Annotated in this window: 27 protein-coding genes; 8 read left to right on the top strand and 19 right to left on the bottom strand. The window is 65.5% G+C overall.

Translation table 11 applies throughout. From position 1 onward, the window contains the following. Nucleotides 1-19 precede the first annotated feature (19 nt). The 19 genes from AB0876_RS31990 to AB0876_RS31900 form a co-directional block, all read right to left on the bottom strand. Nucleotides 20-625 carry a hypothetical protein gene (locus AB0876_RS31990; protein WP_526043966.1) on the bottom strand — a complete coding sequence of 202 codons (606 nt, stop codon included), beginning with the start codon at nucleotides 623-625 and terminating at the stop codon, nucleotides 20-22. 210 nt (nucleotides 626-835) lie between these two features. Next, the gene (locus AB0876_RS31985) at nucleotides 836-1,072 is read right to left on the bottom strand and encodes a hypothetical protein (RefSeq protein WP_526043965.1); all 237 of its coding nucleotides are present in this window, start codon (nucleotides 1,070-1,072) and stop codon (nucleotides 836-838) included. An 11-nt stretch (nucleotides 1,073-1,083) separates the two neighbouring features. Next, a complete protein-coding gene (locus tag AB0876_RS31980; protein WP_526043964.1) occupies nucleotides 1,084-2,919 on the bottom strand; it encodes a bacterial transcriptional activator domain-containing protein in 1,836 nt (611 codons plus the stop codon). A gap of 17 nt (nucleotides 2,920-2,936) precedes the next feature. Continuing rightward, nucleotides 2,937-3,848, bottom strand: coding sequence for a hypothetical protein (locus AB0876_RS31975; RefSeq protein ID WP_526043963.1), 912 nt, complete (start codon nucleotides 3,846-3,848; stop codon nucleotides 2,937-2,939). Further along, on the bottom strand, nucleotides 3,845-4,039 hold the full coding sequence (locus tag AB0876_RS31970; RefSeq protein WP_526043962.1) for a hypothetical protein: 195 nt from the start codon (nucleotides 4,037-4,039) through the stop codon (nucleotides 3,845-3,847). The genes AB0876_RS31975 and AB0876_RS31970 overlap by 4 nt, the downstream gene beginning before the upstream one ends. Then, nucleotides 4,039-4,437, bottom strand: a complete 399-nt coding sequence (locus AB0876_RS31965; protein WP_526043961.1) for a hypothetical protein — start codon at nucleotides 4,435-4,437, stop codon at nucleotides 4,039-4,041. Before AB0876_RS31965 ends, AB0876_RS31970 begins: the two co-directional genes overlap by 1 nt. Nucleotides 4,438-4,451: 14 nt before the next feature. After that, the gene (locus AB0876_RS31960) at nucleotides 4,452-7,232 is read right to left on the bottom strand and encodes an FtsK/SpoIIIE domain-containing protein (protein WP_526043960.1); all 2,781 of its coding nucleotides are present in this window, start codon (nucleotides 7,230-7,232) and stop codon (nucleotides 4,452-4,454) included. Next, nucleotides 7,229-7,855 (bottom strand): hypothetical protein, encoded by a 627-nt coding sequence (locus tag AB0876_RS31955; RefSeq protein WP_526043959.1) that lies wholly within the window; start codon nucleotides 7,853-7,855, stop codon nucleotides 7,229-7,231. Before AB0876_RS31955 ends, AB0876_RS31960 begins: the two co-directional genes overlap by 4 nt. Further along, a complete protein-coding gene (locus tag AB0876_RS31950) occupies nucleotides 7,855-8,172 on the bottom strand; it encodes a hypothetical protein (protein WP_526043958.1) in 318 nt (105 codons plus the stop codon). The genes AB0876_RS31955 and AB0876_RS31950 overlap by 1 nt, the downstream gene beginning before the upstream one ends. A gap of 17 nt (nucleotides 8,173-8,189) precedes the next feature. After that, entirely contained in the window at nucleotides 8,190-9,338 is a 1,149-nt protein-coding gene (locus tag AB0876_RS31945; RefSeq protein ID WP_526043957.1) for a C40 family peptidase, read from the bottom strand. 3 nt (nucleotides 9,339-9,341) lie between these two features. Continuing rightward, on the bottom strand, nucleotides 9,342-10,031 hold the full coding sequence (locus tag AB0876_RS31940; protein WP_526043956.1) for a hypothetical protein: 690 nt from the start codon (nucleotides 10,029-10,031) through the stop codon (nucleotides 9,342-9,344). 97 nt (nucleotides 10,032-10,128) lie between these two features. Then, entirely contained in the window at nucleotides 10,129-11,256 is a 1,128-nt protein-coding gene (locus tag AB0876_RS31935; RefSeq protein WP_526043955.1) for a VldE C-terminal domain-containing protein, read from the bottom strand. Further along, the gene (locus AB0876_RS31930) at nucleotides 11,256-13,106 is read right to left on the bottom strand and encodes a hypothetical protein (protein ID WP_526043954.1); all 1,851 of its coding nucleotides are present in this window, start codon (nucleotides 13,104-13,106) and stop codon (nucleotides 11,256-11,258) included. Before AB0876_RS31930 ends, AB0876_RS31935 begins: the two co-directional genes overlap by 1 nt. After that, a complete protein-coding gene (locus AB0876_RS31925; RefSeq protein WP_526043953.1) occupies nucleotides 13,103-13,717 on the bottom strand; it encodes a hypothetical protein in 615 nt (204 codons plus the stop codon). Before AB0876_RS31925 ends, AB0876_RS31930 begins: the two co-directional genes overlap by 4 nt. 19 nt (nucleotides 13,718-13,736) lie before the next feature. Continuing rightward, the gene (locus tag AB0876_RS31920; RefSeq protein ID WP_526043952.1) at nucleotides 13,737-16,241 is read right to left on the bottom strand and encodes an ATP-binding protein; all 2,505 of its coding nucleotides are present in this window, start codon (nucleotides 16,239-16,241) and stop codon (nucleotides 13,737-13,739) included. Nucleotides 16,242-16,270: 29 nt separating this feature from the next. After that, nucleotides 16,271-16,780: a hypothetical protein gene (locus tag AB0876_RS31915; RefSeq protein ID WP_526043951.1), complete on the bottom strand. Its 510-nt coding sequence runs from the start codon at nucleotides 16,778-16,780 to the stop codon at nucleotides 16,271-16,273. After that, nucleotides 16,777-17,094: a hypothetical protein gene (locus AB0876_RS31910; protein WP_526043950.1), complete on the bottom strand. Its 318-nt coding sequence runs from the start codon at nucleotides 17,092-17,094 to the stop codon at nucleotides 16,777-16,779. The genes AB0876_RS31915 and AB0876_RS31910 overlap by 4 nt, the downstream gene beginning before the upstream one ends. A gap of 2 nt (nucleotides 17,095-17,096) precedes the next feature. Continuing rightward, entirely contained in the window at nucleotides 17,097-18,116 is a 1,020-nt protein-coding gene (locus AB0876_RS31905; protein WP_526043949.1) for a hypothetical protein, read from the bottom strand. Then, a complete protein-coding gene (locus AB0876_RS31900; RefSeq protein ID WP_526043948.1) occupies nucleotides 18,110-18,310 on the bottom strand; it encodes a hypothetical protein in 201 nt (66 codons plus the stop codon). The genes AB0876_RS31905 and AB0876_RS31900 overlap by 7 nt, the downstream gene beginning before the upstream one ends. A gap of 568 nt (nucleotides 18,311-18,878) precedes the next feature. On the opposite strand from AB0876_RS31900, the gene AB0876_RS31895 reads away from it, so the two are divergent. From AB0876_RS31895 to AB0876_RS31860, 8 genes are all read left to right on the top strand, one after another. Next, on the top strand, nucleotides 18,879-19,595 hold the full coding sequence (locus AB0876_RS31895; RefSeq protein ID WP_526043947.1) for a hypothetical protein: 717 nt from the start codon (nucleotides 18,879-18,881) through the stop codon (nucleotides 19,593-19,595). Beyond that, a complete protein-coding gene (locus tag AB0876_RS31890) occupies nucleotides 19,592-20,953 on the top strand; it encodes a cutinase family protein (RefSeq protein ID WP_526043946.1) in 1,362 nt (453 codons plus the stop codon). Before AB0876_RS31895 ends, AB0876_RS31890 begins: the two co-directional genes overlap by 4 nt. A 274-nt stretch (nucleotides 20,954-21,227) precedes the next feature. Further along, the gene (locus AB0876_RS31885) at nucleotides 21,228-21,530 is read left to right on the top strand and encodes a hypothetical protein (RefSeq protein ID WP_526043945.1); all 303 of its coding nucleotides are present in this window, start codon (nucleotides 21,228-21,230) and stop codon (nucleotides 21,528-21,530) included. A gap of 674 nt (nucleotides 21,531-22,204) precedes the next feature. Continuing rightward, nucleotides 22,205-22,474: a type II toxin-antitoxin system Phd/YefM family antitoxin gene (locus AB0876_RS31880; RefSeq protein WP_526043944.1), complete on the top strand. Its 270-nt coding sequence runs from the start codon at nucleotides 22,205-22,207 to the stop codon at nucleotides 22,472-22,474. Next, nucleotides 22,471-22,872, top strand: coding sequence for a PIN domain-containing protein (locus tag AB0876_RS31875; RefSeq protein WP_526043943.1), 402 nt, complete (start codon nucleotides 22,471-22,473; stop codon nucleotides 22,870-22,872). Before AB0876_RS31880 ends, AB0876_RS31875 begins: the two co-directional genes overlap by 4 nt. Beyond that, complete coding sequence (locus AB0876_RS31870; protein ID WP_526043942.1) at nucleotides 22,869-23,282, top strand: hypothetical protein; 414 nt, start codon at nucleotides 22,869-22,871, stop codon at nucleotides 23,280-23,282. Before AB0876_RS31875 ends, AB0876_RS31870 begins: the two co-directional genes overlap by 4 nt. A 275-nt stretch (nucleotides 23,283-23,557) precedes the next feature. Then, the gene (locus tag AB0876_RS31865; protein WP_526043941.1) at nucleotides 23,558-24,211 is read left to right on the top strand and encodes a discoidin domain-containing protein; all 654 of its coding nucleotides are present in this window, start codon (nucleotides 23,558-23,560) and stop codon (nucleotides 24,209-24,211) included. A gap of 431 nt (nucleotides 24,212-24,642) precedes the next feature. Continuing rightward, nucleotides 24,643-24,837: a hypothetical protein gene (locus tag AB0876_RS31860; RefSeq protein WP_526043940.1), complete on the top strand. Its 195-nt coding sequence runs from the start codon at nucleotides 24,643-24,645 to the stop codon at nucleotides 24,835-24,837. Nucleotides 24,838-24,849 lie beyond the last annotated feature (12 nt).

Raw genomic sequence — 24,849 nt, 5'->3', positions numbered from 1 at the left:
CATCCCCCTCCCGACGTGCCTAACCAGAGAACTGGACCTGCTGATACCCGGCGGCGCCAGCGGCATCTTGTCCCGTATAGGCCGCGGCATGCTCTTCGAATCGCTCCGAGTACACCCCGAACTGGGCGACCTTGGCATCCATCCGGGCCTGCTTGCGGGCCAGGCCAGCCACCACTCCGACCGCCACGGGATATCCCATCGCGCCGTGGGTGGTGATGATCCGATTGACTTCCTCGACAGCCTGCGGCCCGATCGCGGCGGCCTGGCGCTGCAGCTCGGCGTATTCACCGGCCACGTTGGTCAGATCAGACGGCGTGACGTCCAGTTTCTTGCCTTGGCCCGCATCGTCGGCATTTTTGCCGTCTGTGGTGGGGTCGTAGGACGCCGGGCGCACCTGTCCGGGCGGCAGCGGGCGGTGGTCGGGCCACCACAGGTCCGGGTCACCCCTGTCCTGCACGTAGTCCTTCGTCCAGTGCGGTGGCAGCTCGCCGGGGTGGCTGGGCGACCAACGCATCGGGTCGTCGTCACGGGTGCCGTGAATCCCATCGAGCGTCGACTCGGGCAGGTGGGACGTGTCGACTGGAGCCTTGGGTGTAGGGGTGGTGGTCGGCCACAGGGGCGACATGCTGATTCCGTCGCCATCGTCGCTTCCAGGTGGCCCTAGCGGGATTCGCGGGGGCGGAGTGGGTTCAGGGTTCGTCATCGTTTCTCCTGCGGTCTAGACGAGTTGGACCGGTGGGTTGCCGGCGGGTGCCGTTACCCGCCCCGTGTTGCCTTTGTACCTGGCAACACGTGTTCGCGGCGAAGGTTGAGGCTTGTTTGCGACCGTCATGGCTTAATCCAGGTCCATCACCGGGTCGTAGCGGTGGGCGAATGCCGACTGGGCGCAGGTGACGAACAGTTCTTTGAGTCCGTCGGCCCCGAGCGGGCGCAGTTTGCTCACCTGTGCGTCGACGTCGACAATCTCGCCGGCGGTGTTCACCGACACCGACAGCGCTTCGGGATCGGTTGCTGCAGTGGTGATGACTTCGTCGTCATCGTCTTTGAACTGGGACAGTTCGATGGAGTGCATTGCTACCTGCCTCATTTGGTCAGAACGAGTACCGCCGGATCCCGGTCGGGATCGGCCACAGCGCTGAAGTACTGCCTGCGCAGTTCTTTGAATGTTTCGTCGTCATGTCCGTCGAGCGCGGCCTGCATGGCGACCTGCCACAAGTCCTGACGTACCGAGTCGTACCAGAGCCCTTTGCGGGCGATCTCCACTGCGGCACTGAACTTTCTCGCTTCGTGGTGGCGACGTGCCAGCTCGGCGGCGGCACTAGGTACGCGAGTGCGCAATTGTTCGCGCAGGTCTTTTGCCCAGCGCCAGTCCGTGGGTGTGATCGTGCCCAGCGGTGGCCCGGTGACCAGGTTCATCGCTGCGACGAGGTGGCTGGTGGGGGTTGTTTCGACGACGATCTCCAGTAGGCGCTCGAATTCCATCCAGTCGGAGCGCACCGCGGGGTCGAGGCGGTATCCGCCGTCTTGCATGGGGGGTAGTGCTTTTGGTCCGCCTGGACGCACGTTTCCAAGGCGGGTGCGCAGCGGCGAGATCTGCTGGGTGACGGTCTTCGCCGTGGCAGCGCCACGGTAGATGGCGTCGATGATGTCGCTGCTGTTGGACCATGGGTTGGTCTGCAGAAACACCAGAAGTTCGTTGAGTCGTTTCTCCCGGGGGCCGGGTTGTCCGCCTGGCTCGGGCGGGCACAAAACGACCTGGCCCAGCAGTCGATTCCACAGCGGGGCAACTACGGGTAGGACGGTTTCGTCGGCGGCCACAGTGTCGGGCGCCACCGCCGCGGCTACCGGTGTCACCGGAACTGCCGGATCGGCGGCGGCGGTGTCGATCTCACTCGGTGAGGACACCGCGGCGGCAGGTGCGGTGTCCTGTGGGCTGTCTTCGGTCTCTGGCCACGATGCGGCAGTGAATGCGTCGGGGCTGTCGTCGTTCGAGTCGAATACGGCGTCGGGTTGGGGTGCGAAGAAGTCGATTTCATCCCCGGAAGCCGCGTCGAGGTCGGCCCAATCGTCGTTCGCGGCGACGGGCAGCGATGGATCGGTGGCGGGCTCGTCGGCAGAGTCGGGGTCGTCCGCCGGCGCCGGCGGGCGGGCTGAGGCGGGCGTGGTCGGAGAGCTGGCGAGCAGATCGCTGCGGCCCACGGTGTCGATCAGGGTCGCGGTCATCGCCCGAGATTGACCGTTGCTGATCTGCCCGACCTGGTCTGGGCCGCAGCTGATCGTCCATTTCGTGTCCACGGCCGCGTCCTTACCGAGGTCGACCATGATCCGGCTGGTGGAGTTGGACACGATCTGTGCGCGGTCGGTGTAACTCAGGTCGGGCCCGCAGATCAGTACGTCAACGGCCGGCACGTGGCCGACGCTGACCGGCTGAACTCGGCTGGTCAATGGGCCGCTCCAGACATCGGCGGTCACCCCGACGGTGATGGCTGGGTGTGTCGCCAGCAGTTCCAGTACCCAACGGCTGACCAGCCCGGTTGTGGTGGTGCGTTCACCGTCGATGCGGATCCGGGAGAACGCGGTCAGGTTCATCGCCACGAGTCCGCCGTCGTCGGTGGTGCCGAACACCACCAGGTAGACCGGGTGCTGTGGGTCCGGTTCGGTCCCGGGATCTACGGCATCCCAACTGATTCGGGCTTCCGAGCCCGAATCAGCCGGGTGCCATGGCTGCGGGAGTGGCACCCGAAGCGTGTCGATGAAGGTGACGGTGAGCTCGTCGCGGCGAGCAGTGACCAGCCCGGCGGCGGCCGGGGCCGGATTCAGCGTGTACAGCGCCTCCAGTCGCCGTACGACTCCGACTGCGCCGCCTTGCCCGTACCACCAGGAGGTGACCGGTGTGCTGCTGACCACGGTTGATGTCATGCCTATGTGTTACCTGCCTATGAGGTGGCCGCAGCCGGGTCGGCGGGCACAGCGGAGCCGTCGGCACCGGAGAATGCGTCGACGTCCATGCCGCCGCCGGCGGCCGCGGCCGAGGCACTCGCTCCGCTGCCCCCGTTTTCGCCGTTGCCGCCGTCGGTTTCGTCGCCGGACTTGCCGTCGTCGTTGCCGTTGGTGTCGTCGGTGCTGGCGGCGGCGAACGGATCTGCTGAGGTGGTGTTGTCGGCGGTGGTGACGGTGCCCGTTCCGCTGGACGGGGTGGAGGCGAACGGATCCGCCGAGGGGTTGTAGGCGGCGGCCTGAGTGGCCGGTACGCCGCCGGCGGAGGATCCGGCAAACGGGTCGGCGAAGGGGTTGGCCGCCGGCGTCGCGCCGGCCTGCTGGCCGTAGGGATCACCGAACGGGCTGCCGCCCATGCCTTGACCCATCGGCATACCTTGCTGCCCAAACGGATTCATGCCCTGCATGCTCGACCCGCCGCTGCCCAGCAGGGAGCTGAGCACGTCCATCAGGCTGCTGCCGCCACCTCCCATGCCGTCGCCGCTGCTGTCCTTGCTGTCATCGTGGTCGTCGTGGCTTTTGTCGTCACTGTCGCTGCTCTTGCCTTCGGCAGCCTGGGTGCCGTTGGCCTGCTCGGTGGCCGCTGAACCTTCCACTGTGCCAGCGCTTTTGCCCTGATATTTTTCGATGATCGCCAGGATCGCCGCTTGGCCGGCCGGCGACTGGGGGTCCGGGACGGCGGCGATCTCCGCAGCTTCTGCTTCTGAGTTGCTGGCCACGTCGTTGGCGCCGTTGACATTGACATCGGCGCTGGCGTCGGCGGCGTCAGCGCCCGCATCGGCGCCACCACCGAATCCGTCCAATGGCAGGTGGTCGAGCCGTGTGGTCTGGGCGAATGGGCCGTTACTCATCCGGTCACCTCCGTAGAGAAGTTCAGGTCGAGCACCCGTTGGCGGATCTCGCGTGCTTGTCGGCCCACCTCACGGCTGCGCCTGGCGACCTCGCGCAGACCGTCGCCGCGCACCGGGTTGGCGCCATAGAGCTGGTGGTACCGCAGGTGCTGCTGCTGGGATTGCTCGGCGAGCGCTTCGATCGGGATCATCAGTGGTCCTCTCCACCAGGGGCGCCTACCGACGCCAGTTGCGGTGCGGGTCCGGCGCCGTTGCTCTGTTCGCCGCCGGCCGCGTCGGCGGTGGCTGACGCGGCTGTCTTCGGCGCGGCCTTGGCGGTCTCTTCGCTTGGCCGTGATGGCAGCGCCGGGATTTTCGGGGTCTTCTTGTAGCCCATCTGGTCGAGTTGGTCATTGGTGACCGCTCCGGCCTTGACTGCCGCCGCGCGTGCATCCTCGAAATTCTTCTGCAATTCCACGGCCTGTTTGAGTGCACTGTCGAGGGCGTCCCATGCCTCACCGACATCACCGACAAGGGTGGTGTTCTCTTTGAGCAGGGCTGCGTAGGCGGCTTCCGCTGCGGACCGACCGGTCTTTTTCCTGGGGGCCATGACGCTCCTTGTCATCAGTTCATATGCAGTTGGCGAGCCTGCATTACTTCATGCGGATCGACGTCGATATCGGCCACGTTGCCACCGTCTTCGAGATCCCGGTACGGGATCACAAGGCGGTCCGAACCTTCGGCGTCGTCGCTGAGGTAAGGCTCAGCGTGAACGTAACGCCAGTCCTGGACACCGTCAACGGAAAGGTCCACCAGGTCACCGCGCCGCAGTTCGTTCGCGGTGACCGCCACGGCCGGTCCGTACTCCTCTTCGGCGTCGGGCATGTACTCGTCATCGAACCCGTCCACGGGACCGGCGAACGTCGACGGCACCGCATCACCATCGGACGTTCGCGGACCGTCGGCCAGTCCGAGTGGGCGCCACGCCGCGGCCACTTCTGCGGGGTCAGGTTCGCTGTGATCGTCGTCCATTGTGGGTCGACGTTCCGGTGGCAACGGCCGCACATAACGATCGCTGAGCGGGTCCAAATCGGGGCGGGCCGAAGCGAGCACAATCGCCGAATCGCGGATCTTCTTGAACGAGATTTTCGCGTCGTCGTCTTGTCCTGCTTCATCGTCGGGGTCGTAGTTACGAAGGGCCGAGTCGATGACACGACGCGGCCAGAAACTGTCGACGTTGCGCAGCTCGTCGAGGATCGACCGTTCGTGATCGGAAAGGGCTGCCTCTTGCTCGGCAGTGGCCGGCACTTTCGGGGTGTAGAACGCCTGCATTTCGCGGAAAGTGCCGTCAGGAAGCTGCACGGTGCCGCGGCCTTTGATCCCCGGTTGCAGCCGGGTGCCGGCCACCGCGTCGTTGAACATCATGATTGCCGCGTCTTTCGAGCGCAACCGACCCATTGCCACCCGCAACGCGGTGTTGTCTCGCGCCTCACCAGCGACGTACATGGTGTCGGGACGCTGGATTCCGATCGCCATATGGATGCCGACCGCACGCGCGGTGCGCAACAGGATTCCGACGTCGGTGCTCGTCGGTGGCTCACCGCGTTCCTTGGTGGTGCGGTAGGTCTTGTAGAACTCCGCCAAAGCCACCACAAGGTTGGAGAACTCATCGGTAATGACGACGATCGGATCGAAATCATCAGCTTTGTTGGGATTGATCTTCACCTGCGACAACCGGTCACGCATCGTGTCGGCGATGAACCGCAACGCCGCGGTGTGCCCGACCAGACCGTCCTCATCGGTACCAGCTGTCACCAGCGATACGTTCGGCCAGTTCCGCATACCGGGCGAGTCGAAGCCCTTCGGATCGATCCACACCACGTTGATGCCGCGCCGTGCGCACTGCGTGGCCACCGTCATCAACAGAGACGTTTTACCGGTGGAGGTGGCCCCGGCGATCAGGAAGTGCGGCGACGCCCGGAAATCCCACTCCATGATGTTGCCGTAGGCATCGATACCGAACGGAATGTTGGTCTTCTGGTAGAGAGACCGGATGGCCGCACGGGTGACGTTCGGGAACTCCAGCGGGGGATCGACCATCGTCGGCAGGCCCGGACTCCGGACGAACCGCACTCGCCGCGAGGCCATCGACCATTCGGCCTCCCACGACCCGCCAAGTGCGTCACACACCATGCCTTCGATCACCCCGCGGCGATAGGCCGAGCTGACCCGAAGGTTGTAGACGAAGCCGATCGTGAACTCGCGGACCTGGGCGGCGATCGCGTCGTTGCCGGTCACCGCCGAGCGCTGCGCCAACTCCTCGTCGATGTCGACGTCTTCCAAGCCGTCGCCGTCCTCGTCGACGACCGGCTTACCCATCACCACCGACACGATGTGTGCCGAGGCATCGAACCAGGATGCGACCAGCGGAGCGAGCACCGATTGGGCGTCCACCACCGGGTCTTGCTCAACAAACAGCATCTCCGTTGCCCGCAGGGATCGCGCCATCATGTCGTGGTCGAACTGGTAGGTGCGGCCGGTGATCTCGTGCAGCACCGCAGACAGTTCGGTAAGCATTTCTTCACCGACCGCCCGAGGATGCTGGCTGTAGAGGAACTGCACTACTTTCGGGAACGCTTTCTCACCGCGCGGGTAGGCGCAGTGCAACACCTTCACTCGGCCGGCGCGGGGGTCCGGCCAACCCAACGCCGGTGACGCCAGGAACGTGATCTTGTTGATTTGATTGGTGATACCGGCGCGGGCGTAGGCCCACCGTGCGAATTGCACGAACCCGAACAGCATCACGCCGAACACAGCGACCAGCAGCAGTCGTCCGGCCAGCACAGTGGCGGCCGGGCCGGCCCAGCGCAGCAGCACTCCACTGACGACGAGCAGAACGGCGGCCGCGGTCAGGATCAACGGCACGGCTGGATACTGCTCACCGGGCCAAGGCTGGCCGGGTCGCAGGTGGCCTGCGTGCCCGGATCGTGCCCGGTGATTCGATGCGGCCTGCATTGCCAGCCACAGTGCGGCCAGCAGCGCCGCGGCCGCCGGCGTGGCGATGAACAACAGCCAGAACCATCCGACGCCAACCCCGGCGATCACGTACAGCGGGTGCTCTGAGGACGGCAGCAGGTAGTCACGCGCCGGCGACGGGCGATACAGCAGCTGCTGCAGCAGGGGCCAGCCTCGCGTGTAGGCAAGCAGTGCGATCACACCGATGCCGGCCAGCGCGATCCAGCGCCAGGTTTCGGCAGACTCTTTCTGCTCTGCCGGGCTCTCCCCGGGCGTGTAGGGCTTGTTGAGTTCGGTGGCGGTGGTGCCGAACGAGCGGGGACGGTTGTCCGGGTCGGCTTTGCCGGATCCGATCTTGCCGGCGGGGCCTTTGCTTGCCGGGGCGATCATGGCGTCTCCTCTGCACTGGTCGGACCTGCATCCGCAGGTGACTGTCCAATTGCCTCACCGGATGTGGCGGGTAGGCCGTAGGAGCTCAGGGGCAGCACGTCGACTGCTTTCCAGCCCTGCTGTCCGGTCTCCATGCGGATCTCGATCCGCGACTGGTCGTCGTAGGTGACGTCGAAGGTCACGCTGGCCGGCCCCTGATGGACCGGACCGTCCACCGCGCTCACCGCGGCCTGGGTGACGTTGCGGATGTCAGTCAGCCGGTACTGCTCAACGAGCTGGGCTGATATATCGGGGGTGATACGGGCCAGCCAGTCGTCCCGATTTCCATTGGGGGAACCGAAATTCGTCGCGAATCGGGTCACGACCGTGCGGGCGTCTGCCACCGCGCTCGCATCCACGTTGACCGTCGGGGGCACGAGCTGCCCCGCACTGATGTCACCGAGATCGGCTGGGTCCGGCGTTGTCGAAGCTGGTGCGTTCACAGCCGGGTTCGATGGCTGCGCCTGGCCGACTGTCGCCTCGCGGTGGTGGTGCCATGCCAAGCCGACGATGGCCACCGCGGCCACCACAGCACCCGCCGCTATGCGCGCTCGCCGTGATCGCATGAAGCTCAGCCCGTCCATCAGTGCACCTCCCAGATGGGCGCGGGCGGGATATAGCGAAGGTCGTCGACGACGAAAGTCATCGACCACGCCGTGAGGAGCCCGAACCCAGTAGCAGCGAGCAATCTCACGACCTCAGCTGTGCCGAAACGCCGTTGACGTGTCGGCACAGGTTGAACCGTGGGGGCTTTCGACTTGCGACGGTTGCGGTACACGGTGAGCGCCCAGGCAGTCACGGCCACCACGGCGGCTGCACCCAGTAACACCGCCCCGGCGATCCCGACCACCGTGGATATGGCGTTGAAGACCAGCTCGCCCTGTTTCGAGAGTTCGGACATGACAGGGTTTCCTTCCATCACAGGACTCGTTTGATGACGACGAAGTGGGTTGGGAAAGGCGACAGCTTCACCGGGACGCCAAAGGTGCTGGCTTCGACGATGGTGGTGGGGTTGACCACCATGGCCACGTGACCGGGACCAGTGATCCCGGTGGACGGGTTCGGTTCAGGGTTGAGGAACACCAGATCCCCTGGCGCGACTGCGTACCGCGGCACTGCGCGCCCGTAGCGCACCATGTCGAAAGTCAGGTGTGGCAGTGCGATCCGGTGTCCGGATGCTTGGAAGATGGAGTAGAGCACGAGCCCGGAGCAGTCGAAGCCGCCGCCACTCGGCCCGTTGAGTGTGCCGCCGCCCCAGACGTAGGGAAGGCCGATTTGGGCTTCGGCGAACTTCACCGCGGCCACACCGGCCGGGGTGCCGGGCTTGACTGGATCGCTGTCGGGGCTTTCGACCGCACCGCAGACGTCGCGGCCGGCGGGATCCTGGCCTTCCGATGGTGGGGCAGGCTGACCGGAGGATGCCTGCACCTCGTGCAGGTGCTGGCGGTAGAACAGGGTCGCGGCCGAGACGTCGTCGGCGTAGGCGTCGGGGAACGCCGAGCGCTGCACGGACTGGGCCGCCACCGTGGGGGCCATGTTCTGCCAGCCACCCACCTTGAGTAAGGCGAGGTAGAACTTTTGTGCTGCCACACCGGGGGTCATCAGCTCGCGGATGGTGCCCCACCACGGCTGCTGCTGCATGATGCCGACCGAGAGGTGGTCGTGGCCGTCGCCCTCGTGCGGATACTGCTCGGATTCAGGGACTTTCGGGTTGGCCAGGTTGCGCAGCCCGGATTCCTGCAGCCCGGTGGCCAGCGCGACGATGATCCCCTTTTCGGGGATCTTCATCTGCAGACCGGTCGCGATGACGGCCTTGCCGTTGTTGATCGGTCCGGGCCCGAATGACTTTCCGGTGTCGCTGCTGATGCCTTGCGACTGCAGTTGCTGCTTGCATTGCGGTGTCATCACCGTCGCGGCCGGCGATGAGGCGCCGCCGCCGGCCAGCAGCACGAAGACGACCAGCAGCATGGTCAGAGCGAACGGCGCCAGCAGCGCAACGGCGGCCAGCAGCTTGCGCCGCTGGCCCCACACCATGCGTGCGATCGCCGCCCACTCCATCGGTTCCATCGGTCAGCCGACCTCACTGACCGGGTCTGCCGGGACTGCGGATTCCGGGATGGCGGGTGTTGCCGGCTCGGCGGCCGTGGATGTTCCCACAGGAATGACGCTGCTGACCTTCCACCCGGTCAGGTCCATCTCCAAGGTCACTTCGAGACGGCCACCGTCGCCGAACCCCGTTGATGCGTCGCCACTCGGCCCGAAACCCACCTCGAACGTCGGGGCGGCGGGGTTGCTGGCCATCGGCCCGTTGACCTGGGTGACCACGGTCTGCGGGATGTTTCGTACATCGGTGAGCCGGTACTGGTCGAGCAGCTCGGGCATGACATCCTCCCCGATGCGGGTCAGCCAGTCGTCATGGTTTCCGTTGGGGGAAGCGAAGTTCGACGCGAACCGTTCGACGGTGATGCGGGCAGCTTCGGGGGAGTAGTCCGGAGGCGGCGCCATGGTCGCCGGGTCGGGCTGGTACTCGCCGTGCGCGTGCCCGTCGTCGCCGTGGTCGTGGCCGGCGTGGTCGTGGCCAGCGAGGGCATCGTCGCTGGATTCGGCGACGCTGTGCTGATCACCTGCCACGGGGGCTTGGGTGGTGTAGTGCTGCCAGGCCAGGCCGGCGATCGCCACGGCCGCTACCAGCATGCCCAGCCGGGTGCGCCCCGGGATCTGCCGCCACCGCCACAGCAGCTGCGCCAACCGCGCCCGCATCAGGAACGCCCCTCGGTGTTGTCTGCGATCTGGGGTTCTGTGATGGTCATTGGGGCGGTCCTTTCGTAGAGGGGGCGGCGCGGTGATCGGATGAAGGTCACGGGTAGCCACCGCCTTTGGTGGCGACGTGCACGTGGTCGAAGTGGTTGGCGGTCAGGCCGCCGCGGTCGTCCATGAGTTCGGAGGTGCCGTCGGGGTAGTAGATGTGTTGGCGCCAGATGGCGTGGTCGACGCCGAGCGTCTTGGCGTTGGTGAGCAAGAACTTGAGGACGCCGTTGCCCAGTGCGATGCCTTGGGGGCTGAGAAAGTTCGGGATCATGACATCGAGGGCCAGGCCCTGGGGGTGCCACTTCAGCGAGTCGGGGCGGACACCGCCGATGCTCTGGATTTGCGGGAACGCAGCTGACACGGCTCGGTTGGTCACGATGGTGTAGCGCTGCAACCCCTTCTCGGAGGCTTTCCCGGGGGGCAGTTTGGACAGCTGGTAGACCGATCGTGACGCGCGCGGGCGCGAAGCAGCGCAGAGGTTTTCGGTCTCGTGATTGGCCATCGACTCGGGTTTGGCTGCGCCGGGGCCAAGTGCACCCAGGACCGCGTTGAGGTGCTGGCGGTAGAACAGCGTCGCCGCCGGCACGTCATCGGCGTAGGCGTCGGGGAACGCCGAGCGCTGCACGGACTGTGCAGCCACGGTCGGGGCCATCTGCTGCCAGCCGCCGACCTTGAGCAGTGCCTCGTAGAACTTGCGGGCCGCCACACCGGGGGTCATCAGCTCGCGGATGGTGCCCCACCAGGGCTGCTGCTGCATGATGCCGACCGACTTGTGGTCGTGCCCCATGCCTTCGTTCGGGATGCGTAGGGACTCGGGCACATTCGGGTTGGCCAGGTTGCGCAGGCTGGATTCCTGCATGGCGGTGGCCAGGGCGACGATGATTCCCTTTTCGGGGATCCGCATCTGCAGACCGGTGGCGATGACTGCTTTGCCGTTGGCGATCGGACCGGGCCCGAACCGCACGCCCTTGTCGCCGATGCCTTGGGCTTCCATCTGCTGGCTGCACTGCGGCGTGGTCAGCGCGGTTTCTTGGGTTTGGGTGGTGCCGCCGCCACCGCTGAGGACGAGGAACGCCAGCAGCATCATCGTCAGCGCGAACGGGGCCAGCATCGCCACGAGCGCGTAGAGCTTGCGGCGGTGCGCCCACAGCAGGCGCGCGGCGGTCACCCAGCCCATCAGGCTGCCTCAGACAGTGCGTACCGGCTGCTTGCTCCATCGGTGGCCGCCCCGCTGACATCGCCGCGGCTGGCGCGGTAGATGCGCATCGCAGTGGCCAGCGTGTCCTTGGAGCGGCTGCTGTCTGCGCTGGCATAGGCCGGTTCTTGGGCCGGGGTGCTGTGTCGGCCGCCGCCCCTGCTGCCGCTGGTGTCGGCGTCGCTGTCGAAATCACCGGCGCTGGAGCCATGTCCGGCACTGCTGCCGGTCGGAGCACCGTTACCGGCGTCGCCGACCGAGCTCGCCCCGGACGGACCGCCGTCTCCGCCGCCGCCACCGTTGTCGTCGCCACCGGAGGCGCTCGAGGTTTCCGATTCGCTGTCGACGCTGCTCGGGCCGCGGCCCTTACCGCCACGACCGCCCTGGTTCCACCCGAACTGTTCGCCTATCTCACTTTTCGCCCTGGAGAAGTCGGCGAACTTGTGCAGCATTCCGTGTCCGGAGCGCCCGGCCGAGCCGCCGCCGGACAGCTTGGCGGCCATGGTGTCGCGCTGTCGGTCGAACATCCGTCGCAGCGGCCCGAACACGGCGAACCCGAAAGCGAGGACCAGTGCGGTCATGAACAGCGACTGGACGGCGTTGTGTGAATCTTTAAAGACCTGGTCGAGGATGACGTTGTAGGCGCCGAACGCTGCGGTGTAGATGACCATCGCCGCATAGGCCATGGCGCAGTCGAGGATGGTCTTCCAGGCGAACATCTGTGGGCCGCCGGGGATGACGCCGATCGCGAACGCCGGCGGCGCCAGGGAAGCGAAGAGCATCGCCTGGACCGCGGCCTTGACGACGTGCCATACGAAGTAGCAGGCGAACGCCACCAGGAACAGTGCCAGCATCCCGCAGATGTTCAGAGGTACGAGGATGGCGGCGGGGTTGCCCATCGACTTCTGGTGCATCTGGGCGCCTTTGACGGTGTCGCACCCTTTGATGTCGTCTTTGAGCTTGTCGCCGTGCTCGTTCTTGATGCCTTTAGACCAAGCCTCTCGGCATTTGCGGCTCACCGAGTCGCTGACCTGACCGAAGTTGATCATCTGAGTGGGTGAACGCAGGAATCGGTCAGCCAAGCGCGCCACCATGGCATCGACGTTGGCGCCGTCGCCCTGCTTGGACATGGCCCCGTCCGACACCGAGGTGGCGATCTCCAGACCGGTGTCGCGCCCCTTGGCCAGCAGGCCGTCCGGGCCGACCAGTTCGCTGAGTGGGTTGGCGAAAATCGTTGCGGCAATGCCGATCATCAGCATGCCCATGGCGATGTTGGAGAACGCTTTGGCGGTCCTACCCAACAGTGCGGTGACGACGACGACGATCGCCAGGATCGCCAGCGCGGTCGCGGCCAGTCCGAATCGATCCATCGTTTCGGTGACGCCGCGCCCGATCGTCTGAAAGGGAACGGTGAACAGGCGTAGCCACTGGAATTCCAGAACGAACTTGATCAACCACAGCGCGGTCGTGGTGACGCACAGGTAGATCTCGTAGCTGATCGAGGAGACCTTGGCGAAAGCCGTTGAGATCGGATCGTTCCAGCCGCCCTCGTTGAGCGTCAGCGAGTACTTCGCGACCGGAACACCGTCGCTGTCTTTGATTCCCATCCAGGAGATGAGGACGTTTCCGCCGTCGGCGTTGTTGCTGCCGGTGCCCGGATCGGCCCAGGCCGCCGCGGCGCCCAGGACCAGCAGCAGCCCCACTGCGACCAGGACGGTGATGCGCTTGTGCCGCCAGCACCACCGAAACAGCACCGCCGGGCTCCACACCCGCGCCCACGCCGCGGCGCGCTGCAGCGCTTCGGCGCAGCGGGAAACCTCGATTGTGCTCACCAGGAACCGCCCCTCGAAATCGGGATTGGGATGACCGGGCAGCTGACTTCGTCGATGTGGTCGCGGTAGAACTGGCGGGCCGACGGCTCATCGGCCTCATAGGCCTGCGGGATGGCTGAGCGCTGCACCCTGCCCGCCACCTGCGCCGGCGACAGGTGCTCCGGCGCCGGCTCCTCGCGGATCGCGGTGAAGAACTTTCGTGCGGCCTGCGCTGGATCCATCAGTTGGACAACAGGCCAGGTCGGCGACGGTGTCTGCGACAGAATGCCTACTCCGTGACCGCCGTTGGCAATCCCGTCGTGTGGACCGCGCAGTGAGTCCGGCTCGTTCGGGTTGGCCAGGTTGAGCATCCGCGTTTCGCGCATGGCGGCGGTCAGGCCGGCCACGATCTCGTCCTCGGACATTTCGAGGCGCATCCCGGCGGCGATCACGGCCTTGCCGTTGTTGACCGGTCCGGTCCCGTAGGACTTGCACAGTTCAGGCGGGGCCGTGGCGATCGGGATGGCCATGGCGATTGTCAGTGCAGCGAGGGCGGCAATGAGCCCGCGTTGCAGCCAGCGGCGCCGTGCGGCTTCGACGCCGTGGTCCGGTTCGTTGGTTTCGACCATCATCAGTGAGACCTCGTCTCTGTCAGGCGACTTCGGCTTGTTGGTCTGGCGGAGTGGTGCTCATCGCTTCGCGTCGAATCGCTGAGGACGGGCCGAGTACCTTGATGCGGCCGATGTTGCCGCGGGCATCACGCATGTAGCCCTCGCCTTCGCGACCGCGGATGACCTTGCCGTCCGGGCCCTTCGGGGCGGTGTTGGTGGTCAAGTCACGCACGATGTGCGGGTTGCGGTCCGGATCGATGCCCAACCAGTGCAGGGATCGGCGGGCCAGGCTTTCGTCACGGTGACGCATCACGTAGCGCGTCGGGATCAGATCCAGGGCGGTGCCCGCCGGGTAGTCCGCGACCGGGTCGTGGCTGCCCAGGATCAGCGAGATGTTGTCTTTGCGACCGTCTCGGGCGAGTCGGGCGGTGCGGGCCAGACCGGTCGGGGTGCTCGTGACGTGGTAGGCCTCGTCGAGGGCCACTGCGGCTGGGCGGGCCTTGTTGAGTTGGAACGCTTGGCGGCCCAGTTCCATCGACAGCCCATAAATCGCTCGGCCGAACACTTTCGATGGCGACAGCGATTCGCGGCTGGACATTTCTTCGGTGGTCGGCACCTCGACACGGTTGGTGCGGATGACGATGCCTTCGGCGTTGAGGTCCATCGCCGGCAGGTTCGGATCGAACAGTGAGGCGGCGTAGCGGCGACCGGACCAGAACGACAGGTGACGGTGCAGCTCGTCCCAGCCCGCCGGCAAGCCTTTCCCGCTGTTGTCGGGCATTTTCCCGGCGTCGACTCCGGCCTGCAGAACGCGCAGCAACTCAGGGATGGAGTTGACGTTCCATTCGGGGCGAAGTACTTCACCGAGGGTGATGCCCATCGGGGAGTTGGCTTCGCACTCGAACAGCGGTGTGAGCAGTTCGACGGCCGCATCAACGCCGAGGTCCGAGCGCAGGGTGCGGATCGGGTCGATCGACCACTGGGGCCGCATCAGGTCGACGATCACCTTGTGGCGCAGTGTTTCTGTGGGGCGTGCGTACTCACCGGAGTCGGTGCGGTCGATGGCGAGGTATTGGCCGCCGTTGTCGACGAGGGTGAACAGCTTGAACATGATCAGCCAGGTCTTGCCGCTGCCCAACTCTCCGGCGATCGCCACGGCCGAGGACGCGTCCTTGACCGTCTCCCGCCACCATTCGGTGTGCACCGGTTGGTGCCGGCGGCCGGACAGATTCAGCGCAAGGATTGGCCCGCGCATATCTCCGACGTGGTTGGTGGCGCAGGGCACCGTCGCTGCGGCGTATTCGCTGATGGTGACGTGGGAGAAGTCCGCGACCGCCCGGTGGTTGGTTCCCCCGGGATTCATCGCGGCCCACAGTTCGCGTTGGCCGCCGAGCGGTGCGACCACTTTGATGCGCGGACGCTCGAACTTTTGGACCAGTTCCAGCGCGCCCTTTTCGCAGGCGGCGCGGTTGGGTCCGGCTACGGCGAAGATCGGGCACAACGCCACCTCAATCTCGTCATCGTTTGTCTCCAGATGCGAGGTGTATTCGCGCAGCAACATGACCTGTTCGGAGAGGGTGTCGTGGGCGAAAGACACCTCTGAGTCGCGTTCGTCGACCTGCTCGTTGAGTCGGCGCAGGTTCTTGTTGTTGCGAGAGATCGCTTGTTCACGTGGGGTCTTGCTGATCCGCACGGCCCAGTCGATGTCGAATCCGTCGACGCGGTCGGCGATGGTGAAGAACTCTGATCCGGGGAACTGCAGTCCCTCTAACGGCAGTGCTTCGATGGCCAGCAGGGCCTGCCAGGATTCACCGACTCCGATGCGACCGCGCTGGGTGATCTTGACCAGTGGCGCGAAGCTGCTCGGCAGCCACCGCTTCTTCTCGGCGCGGCGTTCCCCTTCGTCGAACTCGGCCATGGCGAATGCGCCCGCTGGGGAGGCCACGTTGGTGGCCGTTGGTGTTGGGAAGATCTCGGCGGGGCCACCGCGGGAAAGTGCGTGGTTCCACAGCCACACCATCTGGGCGGCGGTCAGTGGTTCGAAGCTGAACACCGATGGCAGCTGGGACACGATGCCTGCGGCCAGGTCGGCGGCTTTGGCCATCTCGGCGCGATCCCGTTCCCGCGAGCGACGTGCCGCAGCTCCCATGCCGGTCCAGTCCGACACCATGTCGGAGTTGATCACCGGGAATGACAGGGTGAAGATCCGCTCGGTGGCCCGCACGGTGGACGAGAAGAACTCCCGTTTCCCTTCGCATTCCTCGCGCCAGTTGGGTCGGTTGAGGTCAGTTCCACCGATGACACGCGACATGATTTCGTCCGGGTTCATCGCGGCGATGACGCCTGCGATTACTGATTGATCCGGCAGCTTGCGGAAGAGGTTGCGGTGGTGAACGAGGGTGTCGTACTTGCGCTCGTCGGAGGTGAAGCCGTAGGCGAGTCCGCTGAGTCGGTAGTCGGCCCAGATAGATCCGTCGCGCATCCGGCGCAGGTTGCTGAACACCGACACGGTGGGCTGCAAGTCCTGGTCGAGTTGGTTGGCCATGAAAGCTGTCCTTTGTGTGGTCGGAGCGCTTAGCCGAATAGTTCGGCGGCGGCGCTGCGGGGCTGGCTGAAGATGTCGGCCAACTCGTTGGGCTCGGATCGCTGATTGGCGGGCGGCTGACGGCGGTAGTCAGGGGAGTTCAAAGCCGCGTGTGGTGCGTCGAGAATCTCGATTTGTGGTCGCACTGTGGACGTGGTTGTTGGAGTGCGAGACAGGGCGCTGCCGGTCACACTGATCGGGGTGCTGTAGAGCCGCATCACTCGGTGAACGCGGGTACCGAAACTGACCGGTGAGTAGGGCATGGTGCGCATAGCACCCACCGCCATGACGGTCACGGCCACGCCGATGAGTCCGGTGATCACCGGGTGTCCGGTGCGGGGGAGCAGAAACAGCGTTGCGAGAAGACCGAGCACCAACGCAATCAACTCGGGGATGGGGTAGGGACCACCGGGCAGTTTCCATCGACCGTCGAACTTGGCGATGACGATGCGCACCCGGCTGGCGCGGGTGTACCACTTGGCGACGAAGGTGTGGCTCATCGCGTCCCGCTGTTGGTTAGTCCACCGACGGTGTCTTTGGACACGACACCGAGCGCGGGCAACGACCCGACAAGGCCGATAAGTACTACGCCAACTGCCAGAGTCTTGAGTGCCGCGGTCTTGTTCTTGGCGATGAAGTACAGGGCCGCTGACACAAGGGCTGTGCCACCCATCAGCAGGTAAACCGCGAAGCTGATGCCCTGGTTTTTGATGTTGGCTCCGATGTCCCAGATCGGCGCGGCCATGTAGGTGACGTGAGTGCCAGCGCCGGTGGCGGCTGTGTCCATCAAGAGAGGAGCAAGCGTGGTGATCATTTCTAGTTCCCTTCAGGTGTGCTCGATGTGGTGAATCGGGGGGCCGTTGTCGCGGTCGATGAGGTGGTTGGTGTCGTCGCCGGTGACTCGGAATCGGAGTCATTCGGCGCGAGGATCGAGGGAGCATCGTTGATCCGATCGACCTGCCAATGGCCCGCCGCGACGGACATCACAAGGGGGAAGTCCTGCGGCATCAAGACGCCACTAGGGGTCTGGGCAATGACGCGGACATTGACCTCGATTCCGTTGGCTTTCGGCGGGACGTTTTGCGCGGTAGCGAGCTCTGAATTGGTTTGCACTCGCTCGATCGAAAGCGTGGTGAATCGCGGAGGCTTTGCCGCCGTCAAAGACGATCCGTATGCGACGTACGGAGTGATGTCACCGACGCCGGTCAACATCGCCGAAAGGAACCCTGAAACTGTCGAATAAACGGGTCGGTCTTCGGACACCAATAGCGACGTCGCCAGCTCCACGGACTGGCCCGCTGGGCGGTCGGTTCTGCTGAAGGGAAGCGCAACCGCGCGCAACCGGTTGTTGGTGTCGGCGGAGATGAGGGTCTGCAGCTTGATCGACACCATGGAGGCCGCATTGGCGGCCTTAGGAATTTCGGCGGTGACGATCACCGAATAGGTCCGGAATCCTTCGACGACAACCCCAGGAAGAGCGGAAGCGGCCCACAATGCGCGTCCACCTGGAGGCAGAGCTGAAGCGGGGACGTCGCCGTCGTAGAACTCTTTGATCGCTGCCGTGTTCGACGGGTCTTTGAGGTAGGTGTTGACGTACCGCATCGAGTAGTCCTCGACCATCGTGATTTGATCGCGGGCCTGGTCCTGATCGACCGGCTGAGGTCGGTGAATGACGAGGAGAAGAACCGCCCCGGCCAGTGGCAGGTAGCTGACCATCATGAATGCCAGGAATGAGGCCGTGACTCGCGCGCGCAGCTCGTCGGCCCGGATGGCGTCCCCGCCGCTGAGACGCAGGAACAGCCGGTCGAGCAGATTGCGAAGGGGATGGGTCAGCACGAGACCCCCAGCGCCTGGGCTTCGAGGGCGTCGAACAGTTCAGCTGCTGTGCTGCGGTTGTTGACTACGTGCTCGACCAGCGCGACCGACATGTCTTCGTCGAGCGGATCAACCTTGAGCCGGTCCATGAGGTCGAAGAGGTGGTCTGAGTACGCGCGGACCGCTGTGGTGCTGCGGCGAATCGGCTGTGCCATCGGCGAGGCCTTCCGGGGTCGAAGGAGTGTCGAGCAGCCCCTTATGACCCCCACAGCCCCTGATTCCCGACAAGCGCATAGGTAACGAATTGATAACGCATATGCGCGTATGCGCCGCATATGTTCGCTCGATGCTTGACAAGGGGATTACGCTCGGCCCTGAGCCGCCAGGCGATAGGGAGCCGAGCGACACCCCCTTATGCCTTAGCTCGTCAACTATTCGCCGACCGCATCACCGCGTATGCGGTGCGTGCCGACCAGGCCGAATCGCCCCAACGCTCCCCGCATATCCCCGGTGCGCATCGCCATGCCCGCACAACCCGCGCCGGCGCCGCACATCAGCCGCATACGTGCTTGGGCTCAGCAAATTCCGCCGCGACATGTCGCCCATTTGCCGTCAACCGAGCTGACAACCACAAACCACCAGCTCGCGCCGTCTTAATGTGACCTAGATCACAGCTTTTCGGGCCGTTCGTCAACCGCTCCGCGAACCTCTCCGTAAACACCCGCAACAACGTCCACGGCTTCCATTGGCCTCGCTACCTCCCCCGCGACGCCAAGGAATCCGATGACCATCTGGGATCAACTCGCCGAGCAGGCCCACCACCTGCTCACCCGGCCCAGCCGCGGCGACCTCACCCCCGCGGTAACCCTCGTCCACTCCCTGCACTCGCAGCCGCCTCAGTCGCCGGCCGCCATCTGCGCCCATATGGACACAGCCAGTGCGGTGCTTCCCCAGCTCGCCCGTTACGCCCGCGGTGGCGATCGCCACGCCCTGCTGATGGCCGCCGTTCTGATGCGCCACCCGCTGCGCCGCATCGCCGAGATGGCCGACCCTGACGGCTACCGCAGCAGTGACCGCGATGCCCGCGACAACGACACCCTGCGGATCTTCTTCGAACTCCTCCGCACCGCCGCCGAACCACAGATCCTCACCTCGCGCTACCTCTACGGCCAGACCCTCAAGCGCGTTCTCAAGGCCCGCCCCACCGCCGCCTCAACCGCGGCCGCCATCCGCGTCGAACCCCACTCGACCGTCCTCGATCGCGCCGACCTCGGCCACGACTACGACCACACCGCCACCCTGCTCCGCCAAGCCAACGACCGCGGCATCATCACACCCCTGGAGTACAAGACGCTGACCGCCATGTACCTCAACTCCGACGTCTTCAGCCCCTCCACCGCCGCCCGGGCCCTGGACACCACGGTCGGCGCCATCGAACGCCGAGCCCAGCGCGCGATCCGCAAGCTCGCCCGACACTTCGACGAGGACGTGGCCGCATGACTCTGCGCACCCGCCTAACCATCCTGGCCGCCGCCCTGGTGCCCATGGCCCCGCCCTTGCTCTACGCCGCGCCGCTGGCGCATGCCGAGAACATCTGTCCAGCCATCTATTCGGTGGCAGTGCCAGGCACGACGCAGACCAACCCGGAGGCTGACCCCACCAAGCCGGTGGGCGTACTCGGTCAGATCCTCGAACCGATCCGCCAGCACTCCAAGGTCACCCTTGCGACCTACTACACGCCTTACCCAGCGACCATCGTCGGAGGCACCGATGGGGGCGGCTACATGGCCTCCAAGAACGCTGGGATTGACTCCGCCAACGCCCGACTCAAGGTTGTCGCCAACCGCTGCAGCAAGACCGTTTTCATCCTGTCCGGATACAGCCAGGGCGCCGACGTAGCCGGTGATATCGCCGCCGCCATCGGCAACAACCGGGGCGTCATCCCTGCCAACCGGCTCCTCGGCGTCGCCCTCGTCGCCGACCCGTCACAAGCCCCAGTCGGCCAGCCCACCATCGGTCTGGCCAAGCCGGGAATGGGCTTCGCCGGAGTGCGATCCGGAGGCTTCGGATCTCTCACCCAGCGCAACGGCATCCTGGCGATCTGCGCGCCCCGCGACTACTACTGCAACTTGCCTCAGGGCGACGTCGTCATGCGGTTCATCGGCCACCTGGGCTCACACCTGGACGCCTCCGACCCGGCCGGATCCGCCCAGAAACTCGCCACCATCTTTATGGCCGGCCTCATCGCGCCGGCCACGGCGGCCATCAACCAGATCCTCGCGCTCGTCAACGATCCCAACCTGATCCCGAATCTGGTATCGCGCGGTGTCGCCTTCGCCAAGAGCCTCGCTCAGCAGCTGTTCTGGCTGGCAGGCCCGCAAGTCGCCGGCCCCGCCACCGACCTTGTCAATGCCGTCACCAACGTCATCAACATGGTCACCCAGCGGGCCTGGGCAGCCATCCCCGCCGCCATCTCCGTCATCGCCAACCGCGCCACCGCGGTCGGCACGGCGTTGTCACAGATGAAGGACAAGACCTCCACCATCAACGTCGCCGGCTTCGGCGCTGTCGGCGCCGGCCTGCACCAAGGCGGGGCGAACATCGGAGATCTTGCTACCGCCGTACTCAACGCGATCAGCGTCGCCACCGGCGGTGTGGGTACCCAGTCCACCGGGATGTTCGGCCCCACCTTCAGCCAGTTCTCGGCCGTCAACGTCGCCCAGGCCCTCAAACACTTCGCCGAATTCATCCAAGGGGGCTTCCACGAGAACTACTCCAGCACCCCACTCGATCAGGCCGGCCACACCGGCACCCAGATCGTCCAGCGCTACCTCGTCAACCAGATCACCAAACTCTGAAAGGCGCGCCCACCATGCCCGACACCCACGCTCCGCTGTCCATGAGGATCGGTCTCACCATCGCTGCAGTCCCGTCACTGGGCGCTCTGATCTGCCCGCACAAACGGCGACCGGTCACCACAGACCGCGACTGCCGCGCTCCATGGAAGCTGACAATCGAACCGCACGGCCAGCTCTCTGTGTGGCCGGGGTACCGGGCACTGCCATCCACTATCGATCCCGCGATGAACCTCCGCACAAGCGGGCACCGCTGATGCAGAAAGGACTTCTCTCCATGGACTACGGGCTGTGGCTCCTCACAGATCCCTCCGGCCGGATCACCCTCAACGGGTGGTCGGAAGCCAGAGCTGATCACACCAGCCCGGACACGGCCGCCAGGACCGAACACTGGCCTACTTTCGTCCTCTGTGACAACCGCGGACAACTCTCCGACCGCCTGCATGCACTCGGCCTCGAACTGGCCCCGGGGGCGGACCTGAGCGACCTCGACAAGTGCTGGGATGTCTACCTCCGCCACCCCGATATCACAGCCCTGCGCACCCAGCTCGATCATGAACGCGCTGCCACCGCCACATAGCACGCGCCAGGGCGCAACACAGCCCTCTAGTTACCTTTCAGTACCCGCACTTCGCTCCAACCTGGCGAGCGCCAGCCACCTCCGCCGACACCACTGTCGGCGAACCCAGACGCGTGCCGTGTGCCATGCACCACCGTGCACCAGGTCGCGCCAACCCGCTGCGTCGATCCGTTTCGGATTCTCTCGCGCGGCCCCGGTCGAGCAGGGTTTCGCTCAGTGACCGGCCCGCTGCGGAGAGTGTGCGCCGCGGTCACACCCAGCCGCCGTCCGATCTCTCCGTTTCGTGGCTCTGTCGGGGGAGTGAGAGGACGGTGATGAGGTGCCTCGACAGCGCCCGAACCGGGCCGCTGAATGGGTGCGCGCCAACCGCGCCAATACGCGCTGCGGTGCTCGGATCCGACTCTTCTGCCCAGGGCTCAGCGGTCCCGCCGGCCACCCGTTGCAGACCGTCTGGAGGATGCCGGCGATGTGGGTCGCACCATCTCGCGCCGAACCGCTCGGGGAAGCTCGAAGATGGCCGTTTGACGCCGCCTGGCGAGGGTGCCCCGGCACTCCCGCGACCCTCGGGGACAGGTATTTGCGCGGCAACGCCAGCGGTGGGCTGTCAGCGTCAGATGTTCAAAGCGAACCTCATTGTGTACACAATGTGCTACATCGGGGGTACTCTGTGCTACATGAAGACTTTTGGCGTCCGGGAGCTACGCCAGAACGCCACCGACGTGCTCCGCGAAGTCGCCCGCGGAGAGACGGTGATCATCACCAGCAACGGCCACCCCGTCGCTCAGATGATCGCGCCCGTCAACGACCCGTGGTCCGCACTCATCGCCAGCGGCGAAGTCACCCCCGCCCGCACCGGACCGGCCTCTATCCTCGGCCGCCCAGCACAGCCCTTCGACATCTCGGCCAGCCTCCAACTGCCAGACATGCGCCGGGGCGAGCGGTGATCTACCTCGATACCACGGCCATGCTGAAACTCATCGCTCAAGCCCCCGAGACCGAGTCGTTGACCGACTACCTGACGGCCCGGACAGACACCGTCTGGTTCACCTGCGCACTGTCCCGCGCCGAGCTGCTCCGCGCTACCGCACCACTACCAGCCGAGGCGACCGAGCACGCCCACCACGTCCTCGCCGGCCTCGACACTGTGGCCTTGACCGACCGTCTCCTCGCCGCGGCGGTCGCTCTCAACCCCGCTCCACGACGAACCCTCGATGCCCTGCACATCGCGGCCGCCCTGACCGCTGGAGCGCAGCTGCACACCCTGGTCACCTACGACCCGGAACTCACCGATGCGGCCAACCGCCACCACATCACCACCACCCATCCCGGAGGATCACTGTGATACGCGCCCTGATCACAGCGGCGCTGGCTGCCGGCGCTGCCAATCAGTTCTTGCACGTCCCTATAGACGCCGCCCTCGGCTACGCCCTGGTCATCAGCGTCGCCGGCTGGTACGTCTGGCCGTTGCTGCGCCGCCCCGTGCGCTTCCTGCTGCGTCGCCTGCGGCCTCGTCGTGCTCGCGCCAGCAGTGCCCCCGCACGTCGGCCTGCTCCCGCGCCGCAGCGCTCCGGCCCGGCGCAGATCACCCAGATCAACCACCATCACTACTACAACGGCATGCCACCCCAACCTGGAGCACAGATGCGGCCCGACTACACCCTGTCCGCCCTGCCCCGCCGCACCGAGGGACGCATCGCCAGTGATGAGATCCTCGACGGCATCATCGACATCGACGACGACGGCACACGATGACCATGACCCAAGAACCTGACCAGCTGCAGCCCGATCACGGCTGGGAGAACCGCCGCCTGATCCTGGCGTCTCTCGCACCGCGCACCACCACACGCCCCGCCCGACGTACCGCCTCGGCCGCCCCCGACTCCACCGTCGCGGCAGACGAGGACGCCGCACCGAAGCGGCCGGGCCTACTGGCCCGCGGTTTGGGTGCCACCGGTCGCGCCGCGGCCTCCGGGGTCCATCAGTTCAACAAACGTGTGCCGCCCAACCGGCGCTTGCATACTGCGATCTTGACCGCCGCGGCCTTGGTGGTGCTGGTCGTCGCCGTCGCCGGCGTCAACTACCTGAGCGCCGACGTCAACCCACAAACCCAGACACCCGCCCGTGCACCCGTGCAGCAGCCGACCGCGCCCAGCCTGCCCCCGCTCCAACGGGAAACCATTCTCTCCGGTGTCCACGCTGTCGATATCTGCCCTCGCGACGCTAACTACGCCGATGCCAACCTGGCATTCGACGGCGATTTGAACACCGCCTGGAGGTGCACCCGGGTCAACAACAAGGACGGCCAGAACATCCAGGTCGACTTCGGCAGGCAGGTCGATCTCAGCCAGATCCAGTTCACCAGTGGATTCGATGCTGATGCACCCGACCACACTGACCAATGGGGCAAGCACCGCATCGTCACTAAGTACATGGTGTATTTCCCCAAGGAGCTCAATCGGAAGCCGGCGGAGCTCACCACCAACGGCGACCGCGACTGGCGGCCTCTGAAGATCGACCCGCCGGCTACTGTCAGCAAACTACTAATCAAGATTGTGGAGACATCAGATCCGCCCCAGATGTCCGCCCCTACAAAGGAATCTGACGGATCAACGCCAGATGATGTGACGACTGTAGCAATCAGCGAGATTCAGTTCATCGGGGTCGATAAGCGCCCCGCATGACTGACCACCGGCCACGGTCTGCGTCCACAGTCGGCCGCCGGCGGCGATGATGCGAACTGCCGGGGTTTCTGGTGATGCAGGCTGCATCACCAGTCGGTCACAACCACGCCGCCACCACATAACAGCCACCACGAGGCAAGCTGATCGGCCAGCCACGGCCGATCAAGCCAAGGACGACGCCGTCACGTGACGAAACAACGCTCGGCGGGCCACAACGTTGACAATGTCGCGCCAACAAACCCTCACCGCGCGAATCCGAATATTCATCGCTGCTCTCCACTCAATCCCGCCCGCTGCGCGGCAAAAGCGACCGATCATCGCGCGAACACCCGATTGTGATGCAGCCTGCATCACGAATCAATCACGCGCCCAGCGCCTCCCCGTGCCAGAACCAGCACGTCGTGTCCTGCGCGCCACCTACTGTCAGAGCTATGAGCAGCCGCCGAGCGGAGGTGCAGTTGCCGCTGGAGTGTGGGGGATGCGGCCGAAGTTGGCCCGAACGGTGCCGCTGCACTCATCCCCAGAAATGCCGGGCGTGCGGCCAACCGCTCAAGAAGCCCTACGCCGCGACCGCGGGCTACTGCACCCTCGACTGCTTCCATCACAGCCACGCCCGCGACGATTAGAGCTCTGCGTTC

The organism is Mycobacterium sp. NPDC049093, from assembly GCF_040704635.1.
GTDB lineage: Bacteria > Actinomycetota > Actinomycetes > Mycobacteriales > Mycobacteriaceae > Mycobacterium.
Note: the sequence above shows the minus strand (reverse complement) of the source record. Positions and strands in the feature narration are given on the sequence as shown.

Excerpts from the sequence above, each read along its gene's own strand:
- AB0876_RS31990 (WP_526043966.1), bottom strand. The coding sequence starts at position 625 with ATGTCGCCCCTGTGGCCGACCACCACCCCTACACCCAAGGCTCCAGTC.
- AB0876_RS31985 (WP_526043965.1), bottom strand. The coding sequence starts at position 1,072 with ATGCACTCCATCGAACTGTCCCAGTTCAAAGACGATGACGACGAAGTC.
- AB0876_RS31980 (WP_526043964.1), bottom strand. The coding sequence starts at position 2,919 with ATGACATCAACCGTGGTCAGCAGCACACCGGTCACCTCCTGGTGGTAC.
- AB0876_RS31975 (WP_526043963.1), bottom strand. The coding sequence starts at position 3,848 with ATGAGTAACGGCCCATTCGCCCAGACCACACGGCTCGACCACCTGCCA.
- AB0876_RS31970 (WP_526043962.1), bottom strand. The coding sequence starts at position 4,039 with ATGATCCCGATCGAAGCGCTCGCCGAGCAATCCCAGCAGCAGCACCTG.
- AB0876_RS31965 (WP_526043961.1), bottom strand. The coding sequence starts at position 4,437 with ATGGCCCCCAGGAAAAAGACCGGTCGGTCCGCAGCGGAAGCCGCCTAC.
- AB0876_RS31960 (WP_526043960.1), bottom strand. The coding sequence starts at position 7,232 with ATGATCGCCCCGGCAAGCAAAGGCCCCGCCGGCAAGATCGGATCCGGC.
- AB0876_RS31955 (WP_526043959.1), bottom strand. The coding sequence starts at position 7,855 with ATGGACGGGCTGAGCTTCATGCGATCACGGCGAGCGCGCATAGCGGCG.
- AB0876_RS31950 (WP_526043958.1), bottom strand. The coding sequence starts at position 8,172 with ATGTCCGAACTCTCGAAACAGGGCGAGCTGGTCTTCAACGCCATATCC.
- AB0876_RS31945 (WP_526043957.1), bottom strand. The coding sequence starts at position 9,338 with ATGGAACCGATGGAGTGGGCGGCGATCGCACGCATGGTGTGGGGCCAG.
- AB0876_RS31940 (WP_526043956.1), bottom strand. The coding sequence starts at position 10,031 with ATGCGGGCGCGGTTGGCGCAGCTGCTGTGGCGGTGGCGGCAGATCCCG.
- AB0876_RS31935 (WP_526043955.1), bottom strand. The coding sequence starts at position 11,256 with ATGGGCTGGGTGACCGCCGCGCGCCTGCTGTGGGCGCACCGCCGCAAG.
- AB0876_RS31925 (WP_526043953.1), bottom strand. The coding sequence starts at position 13,717 with ATGATGGTCGAAACCAACGAACCGGACCACGGCGTCGAAGCCGCACGG.
- AB0876_RS31920 (WP_526043952.1), bottom strand. The coding sequence starts at position 16,241 with ATGGCCAACCAACTCGACCAGGACTTGCAGCCCACCGTGTCGGTGTTC.
- AB0876_RS31915 (WP_526043951.1), bottom strand. The coding sequence starts at position 16,780 with ATGAGCCACACCTTCGTCGCCAAGTGGTACACCCGCGCCAGCCGGGTG.
- AB0876_RS31910 (WP_526043950.1), bottom strand. The coding sequence starts at position 17,094 with ATGATCACCACGCTTGCTCCTCTCTTGATGGACACAGCCGCCACCGGC.
- AB0876_RS31900 (WP_526043948.1), bottom strand. The coding sequence starts at position 18,310 with ATGGCACAGCCGATTCGCCGCAGCACCACAGCGGTCCGCGCGTACTCA.
- AB0876_RS31895 (WP_526043947.1), top strand. The coding sequence starts at position 18,879 with ATGACCATCTGGGATCAACTCGCCGAGCAGGCCCACCACCTGCTCACC.
- AB0876_RS31890 (WP_526043946.1), top strand. The coding sequence starts at position 19,592 with ATGACTCTGCGCACCCGCCTAACCATCCTGGCCGCCGCCCTGGTGCCC.
- AB0876_RS31885 (WP_526043945.1), top strand. The coding sequence starts at position 21,228 with ATGGACTACGGGCTGTGGCTCCTCACAGATCCCTCCGGCCGGATCACC.
- AB0876_RS31880 (WP_526043944.1), top strand. The coding sequence starts at position 22,205 with ATGAAGACTTTTGGCGTCCGGGAGCTACGCCAGAACGCCACCGACGTG.
- AB0876_RS31860 (WP_526043940.1), top strand. The coding sequence starts at position 24,643 with ATGAGCAGCCGCCGAGCGGAGGTGCAGTTGCCGCTGGAGTGTGGGGGA.